The 13,250-nt window shown below is 41.4% G+C and carries 16 protein-coding genes; 13 read left to right on the top strand and 3 right to left on the bottom strand.

Annotation, left to right across the window (positions count from 1 at the left end; translation table 11 throughout):
- Positions 1–94: 94 nt before the first annotated feature.
- Positions 95–2,653, bottom strand: a complete 2,559-nt coding sequence (locus H6F44_RS01455) for a mannose-1-phosphate guanyltransferase (RefSeq protein WP_190349142.1) — start codon at positions 2,651–2,653, stop codon at positions 95–97.
- A gap of 69 nt (positions 2,654–2,722) precedes the next feature.
- On the opposite strand from H6F44_RS01455, the gene pyrF reads away from it, so the two are divergent.
- From pyrF to H6F44_RS23465, 4 genes are all read left to right on the top strand, one after another.
- Complete coding sequence (pyrF, locus tag H6F44_RS01450; protein WP_190349141.1) at positions 2,723–3,487, top strand: orotidine-5'-phosphate decarboxylase; 765 nt, start codon at positions 2,723–2,725, stop codon at positions 3,485–3,487.
- 102 nt (positions 3,488–3,589) lie between these two features.
- Entirely contained in the window at positions 3,590–3,826 is a 237-nt protein-coding gene (gene rpmB / locus H6F44_RS01445) for a 50S ribosomal protein L28 (protein ID WP_190349140.1), read from the top strand.
- 138 nt (positions 3,827–3,964) lie between these two features.
- Positions 3,965–5,869, top strand: a complete 1,905-nt coding sequence (locus H6F44_RS01440; protein WP_190349139.1) for a sensor histidine kinase — start codon at positions 3,965–3,967, stop codon at positions 5,867–5,869.
- Between the two features lie 33 nt (positions 5,870–5,902).
- A complete protein-coding gene (locus H6F44_RS23465) occupies positions 5,903–6,037 on the top strand; it encodes a hypothetical protein (protein WP_277874094.1) in 135 nt (44 codons plus the stop codon).
- Between the two features lie 195 nt (positions 6,038–6,232).
- Here H6F44_RS23465 and H6F44_RS01435 read toward each other — a convergent pair whose 3' ends face one another.
- Complete coding sequence (locus H6F44_RS01435; RefSeq protein ID WP_190349138.1) at positions 6,233–8,035, bottom strand: hypothetical protein; 1,803 nt, start codon at positions 8,033–8,035, stop codon at positions 6,233–6,235.
- 64 nt (positions 8,036–8,099) lie between these two features.
- On the bottom strand, positions 8,100–8,279 hold the full coding sequence (locus tag H6F44_RS01430; RefSeq protein ID WP_190349137.1) for a hypothetical protein: 180 nt from the start codon (positions 8,277–8,279) through the stop codon (positions 8,100–8,102).
- Between the two features lies 1 nt (position 8,280).
- On the opposite strand from H6F44_RS01430, the gene H6F44_RS01425 reads away from it, so the two are divergent.
- The 9 genes from H6F44_RS01425 (at position 8,281) to H6F44_RS01385 (ending at position 13,161) form a co-directional block, all read left to right on the top strand.
- Positions 8,281–8,898, top strand: coding sequence for a Uma2 family endonuclease (locus H6F44_RS01425; RefSeq protein WP_190349237.1), 618 nt, complete (start codon positions 8,281–8,283; stop codon positions 8,896–8,898).
- Between the two features lie 151 nt (positions 8,899–9,049).
- Positions 9,050–10,624 (top strand): class I SAM-dependent DNA methyltransferase, encoded by a 1,575-nt coding sequence (locus tag H6F44_RS01420; RefSeq protein ID WP_190349136.1) that lies wholly within the window; start codon positions 9,050–9,052, stop codon positions 10,622–10,624.
- A gap of 9 nt (positions 10,625–10,633) precedes the next feature.
- Positions 10,634–10,855 (top strand): hypothetical protein, encoded by a 222-nt coding sequence (locus H6F44_RS01415; protein WP_190349135.1) that lies wholly within the window; start codon positions 10,634–10,636, stop codon positions 10,853–10,855.
- Positions 10,852–11,133: a type II toxin-antitoxin system RelE/ParE family toxin gene (locus H6F44_RS01410; RefSeq protein WP_190349134.1), complete on the top strand. Its 282-nt coding sequence runs from the start codon at positions 10,852–10,854 to the stop codon at positions 11,131–11,133. The genes H6F44_RS01415 and H6F44_RS01410 overlap by 4 nt, the downstream gene beginning before the upstream one ends.
- Before the next feature lies 1 nt (position 11,134).
- The gene (locus H6F44_RS01405) at positions 11,135–11,452 is read left to right on the top strand and encodes a nucleotidyltransferase family protein (protein WP_190349133.1); all 318 of its coding nucleotides are present in this window, start codon (positions 11,135–11,137) and stop codon (positions 11,450–11,452) included.
- Entirely contained in the window at positions 11,449–11,799 is a 351-nt protein-coding gene (locus tag H6F44_RS01400) for a HepT-like ribonuclease domain-containing protein (RefSeq protein ID WP_190349132.1), read from the top strand. Before H6F44_RS01405 ends, H6F44_RS01400 begins: the two co-directional genes overlap by 4 nt.
- 3 nt (positions 11,800–11,802) lie before the next feature.
- On the top strand, positions 11,803–12,120 hold the full coding sequence (locus H6F44_RS01395; protein WP_190349131.1) for a nucleotidyltransferase family protein: 318 nt from the start codon (positions 11,803–11,805) through the stop codon (positions 12,118–12,120).
- Between the two features lie 16 nt (positions 12,121–12,136).
- A complete protein-coding gene (locus H6F44_RS01390) occupies positions 12,137–12,457 on the top strand; it encodes a nucleotidyltransferase domain-containing protein (protein ID WP_242016392.1) in 321 nt (106 codons plus the stop codon).
- Positions 12,458–12,498: 41 nt separating this feature from the next.
- Positions 12,499–13,161 (top strand): restriction endonuclease subunit S, encoded by a 663-nt coding sequence (locus tag H6F44_RS01385; RefSeq protein ID WP_190349130.1) that lies wholly within the window; start codon positions 12,499–12,501, stop codon positions 13,159–13,161.
- The last annotated feature ends 89 nt before the right edge of the window (positions 13,162–13,250 follow it).

The following is a 13,250-nucleotide window of genomic DNA, read 5'->3' as shown; positions in this document are numbered from 1 at the left end:
AACCAAACCCAGTATGGGTTTTCAAATAAAGAAATGGCTACGCCATTTCTTTATTTGGGTTTGAGCGCAAAGCGCTGCAACTATGGCGAGATGTCTAGTTATCCAATAGAACAGAATCTTTGGATAGAGCAATTTGAATCTTACAGAAACCTTCAATGTGACTGCAAAAATCTTGAAGATGCTGCTCCGCCCATGCTTGTCCGTTGCTGAGAGGCGTGTCAAAACCATTGGCAAACACATGGACATTCGGCTCACTAGCATCGGGCATTACTAACACCCAATCGCGATCGCTATAAAAAACCTTCACCCCGTCAATTAGTTCCACTGTTTCGCGTCCATAGGATTCTACGAGATGACGCATCAAGGTTCCTTTAATGCTCCAAGGACAGCGCACTGTTTGCTTGCGGAAATGGCAACGGGGCAGATGGGTTCTCACCTGCGATAGCGATCGCCCCTGAAGCGTAATCCATTCCATAATTTTGGCAATACTAAACATGGCATCAAACCCAGGATGCAGTTGGGGAAAGATAAATCCCATTTCCGCCGAACCACCAATCACCACGCCCGAATTATTGTGACAGGCAGCCATCAAGGCGGTGGGGTTAGCCCTTGTGCGAACCACCTTGCCTCCATGCTTTTCGGCGATTAATTCCACCATTCCCGAAGCTGACACTGGCGCAACAACCGTGCCGCCCTCCTGAGATGTCAGCGCCATTTCCACCATTAAGCCTGTCAAAATTTCATCGCGAATTGGTTTGCCTACTTGATCCACTAAAATGAATTTCTCGCCATTGGCATAGACCTGTACGCCAAAATTCGCCCTGACTGCCTTCACCACATCGGTTAACTGATCGAGCATTTTTTCGCGATCGACAGGTGCAGGGGCAACCTCATTGAGACTGGCATTGAGTACCACCACATCAGTACTAAACTTCCCTAAAATCCTTGGTAAAACTGCCCCTGATACGGCGTAAACATAATCAATGACAATTTTTTTGCAATCACTATAACGAATCGCTTCCACATCAATATTTTTGGCAAAGCCGCTATTGTAATAGTCGAGAACGCGGGTGGGATAGCTAATTTCACCGATCTCTTCAATGCGGGCGCGGCGAAAATCTTCCTTAAAAAAAGTACCTTCGATTTTCTTTTCCGTCGATTTATTGATGTTAATGCCATTGGCATCAAGGAACTCGATCATCACACAGTCGTTGCGATCGGGATGTACGCGCACATGAATACCGCCCACAACACCAAGACTAGGCGCAATAAAGCGGGAAATGGGAATGGCGGTTGCTTCGAGGTTTTCCACATTTATGCCCACGGACATTAATCCTGAAATTAGCGATCGCGTCAACATTCGACAGATCGTGCGTTGATCTCGGGAGACCATCACATGGGAACCTGGGCGCAGGGTAGCTCCATAGGCGGCTCCTAGCTTAACGGCAAATTCGGGGGTAATATCGACATTGGCAAGTCCCGACACGCCATTTTGTCCAAACAGATTCCGCGCCGCCATTGCCCCCCAAATCAAGTTAGTGTTTAAGGTTGCCCCCGATTCCACGTGCTTGCTAGGCCAAATCCTAACATTGGGGAAAATTCGCGCCTCTTCCCCAATCACAGAGCTAGAACCAACCACTGCCCCTTCCATTACATGGGCGCGGCGACTGATGCGAGAGTTGCGGGAAATTGTGCAAGCCCAAAGATGACATTCTTCGCCAATCATTACACTATTGCCAATAATCGGTCGCTGAAGGTCGCAATCACTGCCAATGGTGACGCGATCGCCGATAATCGTCCCCGCCGAAATCTTGGTGCGATCGCCGATGGAACAATTGCTGCCAATCAACACAGGCGGCTCGATCTGCACCGTTGGCGAAATTACCGTATGCTGACCGATCCATAGTCCTGTCCGCAACTGCACATAGTCTAAATCTAGATGAATTCTGCCGCGAATGCCGTCATACTGGGCTTGGCGATAGGCATCCAAGGAGCCAATATCACACCAATAGCCACTGGCAATATAGCCATACATGGGAACTCCCTTTGCCAAGAGCAGAGGAAATAGATCATTGGAAAAGTCGCTTGGAGAGTTGACTGGTAAAAAACTAAGCACCTCTGGTTCCAGAATATATATCCCCGTATTCACCGTATCGGAAAATATTTCACTTGTAGAAGGTTTTTCTAAAAATCTTTGAATCCGATCTTCCCCGTCGGTGATGACCACGCCAAAAGCCATGGGGTCACTTACCCTTCTTAAAATCAGCGTGGCTTGGGATTTTTTAGCACGGTGAAATTTGATCGCTGCCGTGAGGTCAAAGTCAGTGATGCTATCGCCACTGATTACCATAAAGGTGCTATCGAGGAGGCTTTCCACATTTTTCACACAGCCTGCTGTGCCTAAGGGCTGATCCTCTTCCACCACATACATCATATTTACGCCAAAGTCTGAACCATCGCCAAAATGATCGCGGATCACATCGGGTAAATAATAAAGGGTGGCAATTACTTCGCGAATGCCATGTCGCTTGAGCAGATTGAGAATATGTTCGGTAATGGGGCGATTGAGGACAGACACCATCGGCTTTGGCATATCGCAGGTAAGCGGTCTTAACCTAGTGCCTGATCCACCTGCCATTAATACTGCTCTCATAGATCCTCCAAGCGCCAAGCTGTTGTAATAGGATTAGGCTCTAGTATGCTTTAAATTTACGATCAAGCAATGAAAATAAACCTTAATGATAATGCTAATTCGCGGTTAGCTTCAGAACCTGCAAGGACTATTGATAAACAAATTATTGTGGCTTTAGATATGCCCACGGCGATCGCTGCCCTCGAACTATGCGATCGCCTGCCTGATGTCACCTTTTGGAAAGTGGGACTAGAACTGTTTATTGCCGATGGCGCTGCTGTGTTGCGCGAGCTAAAGGCGCGGCAAAAAAAGATCTTTCTCGATCTGAAGCTCCATGATATTCCCAATACCGTTGGCTCCGCCTGTCGCGTTGCTACAAAATACGGTGCGGACTTCCTGACAATTCATGCCGCAGGGGGCAGAGCAATGATGCAAGCTGCCCAAACTGAAATCGCAGGTTCTGCGACCCAGCTTTTAGCCATCTCGCTGCTCACCAGTATCTCCGCCTCAGAGTTAAATAATGATCTACAAGTTGCCCTTGATGTGCCTGAATATGTATGGCAAATGATATCTATGGCTCAGGCAAGTGGGCTGACTGGTGCAGTTTGCTCGCCCCATGAGGTCAAAGATCTGCGATCGCGTCTGCGATTGGAATTTGGGGAAGAAATTGGTAATAATTTCTGTTTTGTCACCCCAGGGGTGCGTCCCACAGGGTCAGATGTGGGGGATCAGCGCCGTGTGATGACCCCGCAAGCGGCGATCGCCGCAGGTGCAAATTACTTAGTCATTGGTCGCCCAATTACTGCCGCCGCCGATCCTGTCGCTGCATGGCAAGCGATCATCAATCCTGTTTGATTTATGAACGTAAGACAGAGCGAACAGGAGTCAAAACATTGCCTAATCATCGCTAAACGATGTATTATATTTGACTGCACTGAAAAATAGGAGACTAGTGTCATGAGCCGTATATGCCAACTAACAGGCAAAAAAGCCAATAATGCCGTATCGATTTCTTTCTCACACAAGCGCCACAAGCACTTACAGCAAGTAAATTTGCAAGATAAGAAAATTTGGTGGGAAGAAGGTAAGCGTTTCGTCAAGTTGCAAATTTCGACCAAGGCAATCAAAACCTTGAAGAAAAAAGGTTTGGGCGCATTTGCAAAGGAAGCAGGTATTGACCTTCGCAAGTTTTAATGCGACTGACAAAATCAAAAAACACGAGCAGCCCCAGTTTTGCTAGAGCCTCTCGTGTTTTTTTATGGTTAATTCAACCCATAATTGTTGTAAAATAATTCTTAATTAAGCATGAATTACTAATAGGTTAATTAACCAATGAGTAAGCATCAAGCATTAGGAAGTCAGCCCGATCGCTTGCCTGAGGCGATCGCCGAGATTATGGACAATCTCGATGATTTAATTTGGTCATTAGCTTTACCAGATTTGCGACCCACTTATTTCAATCGGGCAGCAGAGCAGGCATATGGCGATCGCTGCCAAGCGCCAAAAGATCCTTGGTATTGGTTAAAAAATGTTGTCGCGGCAGATCGGCACAAAATGCAAACAGCAATTCATACAGCGCAACTCAATGATTCCTGCTTGATCAATTATCGCATTGCCACCGATGGGGGCATTCGCCACTATTCCGCCAAACTAAAGACTTTTAAAGATGCGTCTGGTTCTGCAATTCGCCTCGATGCGATCGCGACATTATGTAAGGAAATATGTGCAGAAACAGACAAGCAACCACAAACGGATCGTAAACTAGCTCAAGAAAGGCTAGTCAAAAGTGATGCTCACCTTAAAGCTGCCCAGCGAATAGGAAAACTGGGTAGTTGGGAATATGACATTCAGCAAGACAAAGCAACTTGGTCGGAAGAGGTCTTTCGCATTTTTGGGCGCGACCCTGCGATGCCAGAGCTACGCTATCTAGAGCTAAAAAATTATATCCATCCAGAGGACTTTGAATATTTTGATCGGACTGTGCAGAATGCTGTGCAGAACTGTCAGCCCTATGATGTTGATTATCGCATTTGTCGTGCAGATGGCACTTTGATCTATGTGTCAATGAAGGCAGAAATTATTGGTGATGCCACAGGGCAACCCGTGCAAATTGTTGGCACTCTTTTGGATATTAGCGATCGCAAGCTTGCAGAACTAGAATTGATTCGCAGTCGCGATTTACGGGAAAGTATTTTTAATGAATCGACAGATGCTCTATTTTTAGTTGACCCACAGACTTTATTAACCACAGACTGTAATCTACCTGCTGTAGCTCTATTTGAAGCTTCGGAAAAGTCACAACTAATTGGCATTGAAGGTCATATACTTCAGCGCTATCAGTTTTCACCTGAAGAAATGCAAGAGATTGCGCTCGATATCAATAAGCATGGATTTTGGAGTCGTGAAGTTGAATATGTGACGCTTAAAGGTAAACAATTTTGGGGCAATCTGGCAGTTAGAGTAATTCAGATTGCAGGCAATTCCATTAATCTCGTGCGTGTATCTGATATTAGCGATCGCAAAGATTTTGAATCACAAATCTTGAAGACTTCTCAAGAACTAGAAAGTACTAATCAGGAATTAGAATCTTTTTGCTATTCTGTTTCCCACGATTTGAGAGCGCCATTACGTCACATTCATGGGTTTGTGAATGCCCTTAAACAACAGATTAATCAACAGAATGCCATAGATGATCCTAAAATAATTCATTATTTGGAAGTGATTGATAACAGTAGCCAGAAGATGGGACAGCTAATTGACGGATTACTTAGCCTTTCGCGTTATGGCAGAAGACCTCTTGAGCTTAAACAGCTAAAGTTAAGAAATTTGGTTGACGAGGCGATCGAGGTTATTTGTGGCGATTTAGACTGTCTTGCCAATGTGCAGTTTGAAGTTAGTGAACTGCCAGATATTGTTGGCGATCCGACCTTGCTAGAACAGGTATTCCGTAACTTAATTAGCAATGCCATCAAATTTAGTCGCAATCATCCCCAGCCCTGTATTTCTATTAGCAGTCTGCCCGATCGCACGATTATGATCAAAGACAATGGCGTGGGCTTTCAAATGGAATATGCCGATAAATTATTTGGAGCTTTTCAGAGACTGCACAGTGACAGGGATTTTGAAGGTACAGGCATTGGCTTAGCGATCGTACATCGCATTGTCCAGCGACATCATGGCAAGGTGTGGGCTGAAAGCCAGCCCAATCAGGGTGCAACCTTTTTTATTCAGATTTAGATAATCTAAAGTTATCTATTGTTGGGTGATAAGTTGCTCAAAAAAGCTAATCACCTGCACCCGTTTCGGCGGCGGCTTTTCTTTCGAGAGCCAACAAGAATGGACAATATGAATATTTTAGTATTATGGGCGATCGCTTCAAAATGGAGTAAACAGGCGATCAGCTAATCTCACTAACTTTGCCTGAACTAAACCTCACCGCAAATAAAATTTTTCAAGTTGGTATAATTTAATTTTAGAAAGTTTTTATGATAAATTGCGATCGCCTTTTTCATAAATCAAGATTTAGTAGTGATCGCTAAACTTGCTTGATTTTTCAGCACCATTAGCGATGAGATAATCCTTAAAAAATTTGGTCGATAATTATTGGATTTTAGAACTATTGGCATCTGATGACTCAGGAGTCTTTTTGCCAACATTTTTAATATCAATAAACTTACCAAGTAAATCGAACCAAAAACTAGAACCCATGGAAATAGCGATCGCACTGACAAGCCAGCCGCATACAGTAAGAATTGATTTTGGAAATAGAAACAAATATTTTGTTTCTATTTTCTTGCCATCCTTCTTGCCATCATCTTCATCAAAAAGAGAGAAAACATGATGTCTTGAAAATCTTTCTTCAGTTGAATTTTGCTTATTCCATCCAAGAGGCAAACTTATTTCTTCTTTTATCTTTTTATCAATATCTTGCTTAATCGTTGAACTGACTTTTCCTGTTTTCTCAAAATCACTTTTTGCTTTATCTCTAACTTCTTCAGCATAACTACTTACAGATTCCCTTAGGACTTGATCTTTAGAAAGACGATCAACAATATGGAATGTATCTGCATTTGCCGCGATCGCAATCACAAATCCAATTATGATAGCAACTAGTCTGGCATTGCGTTTATATACACCTTTAGCTCTGAGCATGGAGTTGTCGTACCAGTTTTCAACTTCTAACTGAAACTGGCTCAATTGCACTTCTAGCTCTTGTGCTTTGAACTGTGATTTTTTTACAAGCCTGTGAAGACTAAGCTTTAAATGTTCAGGAAGGTCAGGAACGTAGTTAATTAATTCTCTCATCTCCTCATTAGAAATTACTGTCACATAGATTAGTATAGATCTAGATATATTAGTGAGTAGATGAGGATCTTTATTACTATACTCACTTAAGTACTTAGATTTAAAATCGGATGAGTTGATGACTTTTATTATTTTTTCATAAGTTACTTCTTCCTTTTCCAATTCTATAGCTGAATAAATTTTACTATAAATTTTATATACTTCAATATCTTTGCAATATAAAATAATTTCTATTATTTCTAGAGGATTTGGTGCAAGCTCTCTTAACAAAGATTTTCTTCGATAATCAGATAAACCACAAGTTTTTGTATCATCTTTAAGAGTATCATCAAAAATAAATTCAAATAGTTCATTATCAATCCTAGATGCTCCTATAGCAATATTATTTAGGGCATCAGAAAAACTTAATTTATCATTATCATATTCAGATAAAATCTTATTATTCAACTCAATAATTTCGCTTAATTTGTTTTCTTTATCTTGAAGTTGATTTTTTTGAAATTCCACCTCGGCAAGGTCTTGATGTGATTTACTTATTTCATTATTATCTAATTCATTTAATGGATTATTAACAATATCTTTTAATTGACTTTCGCGCTTTTTAAGTTTTATTCGTTTGTCATTTAATTCTGATTTTTGGTTGTTTATTTTATTATTTATGAATGACTCTAATCTCAGTTTTGCCCAATATTTAGTAATTAGTGGGATTTGCAATGTATCTAAAAAACCAGAAGCAAATATCTGTTTGTTAATTGCAGAAGGTCCACTAGTTTTACCTTTACCGAACACACCTTCAATATTTTGCCCGATCAAATCTCCTATAAGCCTTGGGATCTTTGCCAAAAGACCCTTAGCTCCTTGATTCAAATCTTCAATCAAAGGATTACTATAAATAGCGTTCGCTAATTTTTTAGCATTAGCTAATTCCTTAATTTCATTATTACCTGATAGTAGTCCTTGGATTGATTGCTTTAGATGAACTGCTCGCCATTGAAAGATGGTCGTAATTAGCTCTTGTATTTCCGAAGCTAGTAAACTTAGGATTAGATAGATAAAAAATAGACCAATTACAATATCAAGAATGTATGAAATACCCATGAATATTAATCCTATGCATAATTTTGCCGACTATAGAATGAAAATTAAAACTTTTCAAGCTCTATTATAGAGCTTCATTGGCGATCGCAGAATTTGCAATTTTAACCAATGCCTCTTGACTGCCATCAAGGTGAAAAATGACAGAACGTGAGCCGATCGCCTTACACAAAAGAATGCCCTTCCCGTAAAGATTAGAGTTAACATAGAAATCATATTCTTGTCGTAAGCAAGGCAGCCCAGCCATGATGATCCAAACCTTACCGAAAGTTACGACCTTTGATGAATTTGTGGAATTTCTTCCCGAAAATTCTGGAGTGCGTTACGAACTACATAACGGAAATATTATTGAAATGGCTCAACCAGTTGGTGATCACGAAGAATCTAAGGGATTCTTGACCGTCAAGCTTAGTGGATTAATCGATCGCTTGGACTTACCATATCTTATCCCTAACCAAGTCATCGTTAGACCTGAAGGCAAAGATTCTGGATATTTTCCAGATATATTAGTGATGAATCGCGCCAATCTACCTAACGAACCACGCTGGAAGAAAGAATCGATTCTGAGTCAAGGGGCATCTATACCTTTAGCCATTGAAATTGTGTCTACTAACTGGCGAGATGATTATTATCTGAAATTTGCTGATTATGAAGAAATGGGAATAGCTGAATATTGGATTATCGATTATGCGGCTTTAGGTGGGCGTAATTTCATTGGTAATCCCAAACAGCCGACCATATTAGTTTGTAATTTGGTGGATGGAGAATATCAAATTAGGAAATTTCAGAATAGCGATCGCCTAATCTCACAAGTTTTTTCTGAGCTAAATTTCACTGTAAATCAGATTTTTCAAGCAGGAATCTAACTGTGGTGATAGTAGTTGCGAAAATGATTTAGGCGATCGGAGGAAGGATTTGCATCAGTATTTCTAAATTTAGGTTCTGTAGGGCTTATTTTTGGGGCGATCGCATATCAGGTGATATAAGAGATTAGATAGTTTAAAAATTAAGGATAAGATGGCGGAATTAACAGCCAAGCAAAATAATTCAGAGTCCTTTGAGCAAAAACTATGGAAAACTGCGGATAAGCTGCGAAAAAATATTGATGCTGCGGAATATAAGCACATTGTTTTAGGATTAATATTCCTAAAATATATTTCCGATGCCTTTGAGGTATTGCACCAAAAGCTGATCGCGGGTGAAGGGGACTATGCAGGAGCCGAGCCAGAGGATCGGGATGAGTATTCGGCGGAGAATGTGTTTTTTGTGCCTGTGGAGGCGCGGTGGTCTTATCTGCAAGGACAGGCGAAACAGCCTGATATTGGGAAAACTGTCGATTTGGCGATGGAGGCGATCGAGCGGGAAAATGCCAAGCGACTCAAGGGGATTTTGCCAAAAGTTTATGGTCAGCAAAAGTTAGACCAAAAATCTTTGGGTGGGTTAATCGATTTAATTGGTTCGATTACGTTAGGGGATGCAGAGGCACAGGCACAGGATGTTTTGGGGCGGGTCTATGAGTACTTTTTGGGACAGTTTGCGCTTGCCGAAGGTAAGAAGGGGGGACAGTTCTATACGCCTGAAAGTATTGTGCGGTTATTGGTAGAGATTTTAGAGCCTTACAATGGGCGGGTGTTTGACCCTTGCTGTGGTTCGGGTGGGATGTTTGTCCAGAGTGAGAAGTTTGTCCAAAATCATCAGGGGCGGTTGGATAATCTGTCGATCTATGGTCAGGAGAGCAACGAGACGACTTATAAACTTTGTCGGATGAATTTGGCTTTGCGGGGGATTGATGGCTCAAATATTAAGTGGAATCCTGAAGGGTCATTTTTGAATGATGCCCATAAAGACCTGAAGGCAGATTTTGTGATTGCCAATCCTCCTTTTAATGACAGTGATTGGGGCGGTGATCTATTACAGAATGATGGACGTTGGCAATATGGCAAGCCGCCACAGGGCAGCGCTAATTTTGCATGGGTGCAACATTTCCTATATCACTTGTCGCCTACGGGTTCGGCGGGGTTTGTGTTGTCTAATGGTTCGCTGTCGTCGAATACGAGTGGTGAGGGGGATATTCGCAAGGCTTTAGTGGTGCAAGATTTGGTGGATTGTATTGTGATGTTGCCAACGCAGCTTTTTTACAATACGGGGATTCCTGCTTGTTTGTGGTTTTTGAGTCGGTACAAGAATGGGAATAAGAACCGTGATCGCAAGGGTGAGGTGTTATTTATTGATGCCTCTGAGCTTGGCTATATGGTCAATCGGAGTAGTCGGGCGTTTACGGAGGATGAGATTAAGCGGATTGCGGATACTTATCATGAGTGGAAGAAGTCGGGCGGTAGTTACCGTGATATTAAGGGTTTTTGTAAGTCTGCGAGTTTGGCAGATATTGAGAAGCATAATTTTGTGTTGACTCCGGGGCGTTATGTGGGGATTCCTGATGAGGTGGAGGATGATGTAAGTTTTGAGGACAGAATGAGTGCGCTTACAATGGCTTTAGGTGAGCAAATGCGCGAGGGTCAGCTTTTAGATGAGGAGATTAAAAAGCAGTTAGCTAAGGTTGGGTTTGTTGTTAGCGATCGCCAAATAATTTAAGGAGGTTTTATGATTACTTTTCAAGAAATGATTGAATCCATCGAGACTTTGACGGTCGATGATCAGGATCGCTTATTTGAGTTAATTCGTAAGCGGAGAATTGAGAATCGTCGGGCTGAAATTGCGGCTAATGCTCAAGAAGTTTTTAAGGCTGTGGAGATGGGAACAGCGATGAAAGGGACTTTTGAGGATTTGAGATCGTATTTGTTGGCTGAGGATGACGAGGAATGATTTTAACAACGGATGCGAGTTTTAAAAGAGCTTTTAAGCGATTAGTTAAGAGAAATCCCCAGTTGCAGGACAGGATATTAGCGGTTTTAGAGTTGTTAGGTAACGATCCTTTTCATCCGTCTTTAAAGTCTCATAAATTAACAGGAAAGCTTGAGGGTTTATGGTCTTGTTCGGTTGCTTACGATTGCCGAGTTATTTTTGCTTTTAAGAAGGACGAAGAAACAGGCAACGATCTAATTGTGTTAACTGATATTGGTAGTCATGATGAGGTTTATTGATATGAGTATTGCTATTAATCAGGAGAAAAAACTCAAGCAGTTGTTACTGGAAAGGCGCGAGGAGATTTTAGAAATTGCTGCAAAACATGGGGCGTTTAATGTGCGGGTGTTTGGCTCTGTGGCTAGGGGTGAGGAGACAGAAAATAGTGATGTTGATTTTTTGATTGATTACGACATCAAGAAAATTTCGCCTTGGTTTCCTGCGGGGTTAATTGGAGATTTGGAGGATTTGCTAGGTAAAAAGGTGGATGTGGTGTCTGCTAAGTGTCTGCATTATTTCATTAAGGATCGGGTGTTAGCGGAGGCGATCGCTTTATGAAAGATGACAGGTTGTATTTAGTTCATGTCCGCGATTGTCTAGTCAAGATTCAAGACTATACACAGGATGGCAGCTTTGCATTTATGGAAAATGGACTTATCCAAGATGCTGTAATTAGAAATTTGGAGATTATGGGTGAATCTATTAAAAAACTTCCTGCGGAGTGGAAATCTTGGCATCCTGAGATTGAGTGGGTGCAGATTGGCAATTTTAGAAATGTTTTGGCACATGACTATTTAGATATCGATCTAGATGTGGTGTGGGGCATTATCGAAAACTTTTTGCCAGATCTACAAAGGGCGATCGCGAGTATTTGTGGTCAAGTTTTGAATGAACAAGGAGGTTGAGTTATGAGTATTGCGGTTAATCATGAGAAAAAACTCAAGCAGGTGTTACAGGAAAGGCGAGACGAGATTTTAGAAATTGCCTTAAAACATGGGGCGTTTAATGTGCGGGTGTTTGGCTCTGTGGCTAGGAGTGAGGAAACAGAAAATAGTGATGTTGATTTTTTGATTAATTACGATATCAATAAAATTTCGTCTTGGTTTCCTGTAGGGTTAATTCATGATTTAGAGGATTTGTTGGGGCGTAAGGTGGATGTGGTAACGGAGACAGGACTAAAAGAGAGGATTCGCGATCGCGTTTTGCGGGATTGCATTTTGCTATGAGAGAGGTTGAATTGTCATGATGTTAGAAATCGATCGCCAAGTTGTTTTAGCTTTTTACCAGCGTTTGCAAAAGGTCGTTGCGGTTTTGGAGATGAAAGTTTTTGGCTCAAGGGCGCGAGGTGATGCTTCGATTGAGTCGGATTTAGATGTGTTTATTAAGGTTGATGTGATGGATCGATCGCTCAGGAAAAAAATTATCGATGTGGCTTGGGATGTGGGTTTTGAGTACGATCGCGTGATTTCGACTTTTATTGTGACGGAACAGCAGCTAAAAACTGGGGCTGTGGGGGCTAGTCCTTTGATGGCTAAAATTGCTCAAGAAGGGATTACGGTATAAGTTTTTTGTTTTGGTTTTTAAGGAGTTAGTAAAGGTGAGTTATGAGTGAGTGGAAAAAAACAAGATTAGGAGATTTAATTGATGTAAAACATGGCTGGGCTTTTAAAGGAGAATTTTTTACAGAAACACCTACAAAAAATATATTGCTAACTCCTGTCAATTTCCATATAGGAGGAGGTTTCAAGGATGATAAATTCAAATATTATGATGGAGATTTCCCGCAAGAATACATCTTAAAAGAAGGTGATGTAATTATCACCATGACTGATTTAAGTAAGATGGGAGACACATTAGGCTATTCGGCAAAAATTCCAAAAAGCAATAAAATTTTCTTACATAATCAAAGATTAGGATTAGTGATTCCTATTTCTGAAAATATAAATATTGATTTTATTCATTGGCTATTGAGAACAAGACAATATCAAAAAACTATAGTTGGTTCATGTTCTGGTTCTACGGTTAAGCATACTTCTCCTAGTAAAATTAGAGACTATGTTTTTCTGTTACCTTCATCTCCTGAACAAAAACGAATTGCTGATGTTTTATCTTGTCTTGATGCGAAGATTGAAAACTTGAGGCGGCAAAATGAGACTTTAGAGCAAATCGCGCAGACTCTCTTTAAGCATTGGTTTATAGATTTCGAGTTTCCTAATGCAGACGGTAAGCCCTATAAATCATCTGATGGTGCGATGCTGAGGGGGTGACAAAGACATCTAAAACGTAGCCGTGACAAGCTGCATAGCCCTCTTACCTCGTTGATAGTAGGTTAACTTATTGGGAGCTAGTTTCAATA

The organism is Pseudanabaena cinerea FACHB-1277, assembly GCF_014696345.1.
GTDB classification, from domain to species: Bacteria; Cyanobacteriota; Cyanobacteriia; order Pseudanabaenales; family Pseudanabaenaceae; genus Pseudanabaena; species Pseudanabaena cinerea.
Note: the sequence above shows the minus strand (reverse complement) of the source record. Positions and strands in the feature narration are given on the sequence as shown.

Bases quoted from the DNA above. Each gene is read 5' to 3' on its own strand.
- H6F44_RS01455 (WP_190349142.1), bottom strand. From the start codon at position 2,653: ATGAGAGCAGTATTAATGGCAGGTGGATCAGGCACTAGGTTAAGACCG.
- pyrF (WP_190349141.1), top strand. From the start codon at position 2,723: ATGAAAATAAACCTTAATGATAATGCTAATTCGCGGTTAGCTTCAGAA.
- rpmB (WP_190349140.1), top strand. From the start codon at position 3,590: ATGAGCCGTATATGCCAACTAACAGGCAAAAAAGCCAATAATGCCGTA.
- H6F44_RS01440 (WP_190349139.1), top strand. From the start codon at position 3,965: ATGAGTAAGCATCAAGCATTAGGAAGTCAGCCCGATCGCTTGCCTGAG.
- H6F44_RS01435 (WP_190349138.1), bottom strand. From the start codon at position 8,035: ATGGGTATTTCATACATTCTTGATATTGTAATTGGTCTATTTTTTATC.
- H6F44_RS01430 (WP_190349137.1), bottom strand. From the start codon at position 8,279: ATGGCTGGGCTGCCTTGCTTACGACAAGAATATGATTTCTATGTTAAC.
- H6F44_RS01425 (WP_190349237.1), top strand. From the start codon at position 8,281: ATGATCCAAACCTTACCGAAAGTTACGACCTTTGATGAATTTGTGGAA.
- H6F44_RS01420 (WP_190349136.1), top strand. From the start codon at position 9,050: ATGGCGGAATTAACAGCCAAGCAAAATAATTCAGAGTCCTTTGAGCAA.
- H6F44_RS01415 (WP_190349135.1), top strand. From the start codon at position 10,634: ATGATTACTTTTCAAGAAATGATTGAATCCATCGAGACTTTGACGGTC.
- H6F44_RS01410 (WP_190349134.1), top strand. From the start codon at position 10,852: ATGATTTTAACAACGGATGCGAGTTTTAAAAGAGCTTTTAAGCGATTA.
- H6F44_RS01405 (WP_190349133.1), top strand. From the start codon at position 11,135: ATGAGTATTGCTATTAATCAGGAGAAAAAACTCAAGCAGTTGTTACTG.
- H6F44_RS01400 (WP_190349132.1), top strand. From the start codon at position 11,449: ATGAAAGATGACAGGTTGTATTTAGTTCATGTCCGCGATTGTCTAGTC.
- H6F44_RS01395 (WP_190349131.1), top strand. From the start codon at position 11,803: ATGAGTATTGCGGTTAATCATGAGAAAAAACTCAAGCAGGTGTTACAG.
- H6F44_RS01390 (WP_242016392.1), top strand. From the start codon at position 12,137: ATGATGTTAGAAATCGATCGCCAAGTTGTTTTAGCTTTTTACCAGCGT.
- H6F44_RS01385 (WP_190349130.1), top strand. From the start codon at position 12,499: ATGAGTGAGTGGAAAAAAACAAGATTAGGAGATTTAATTGATGTAAAA.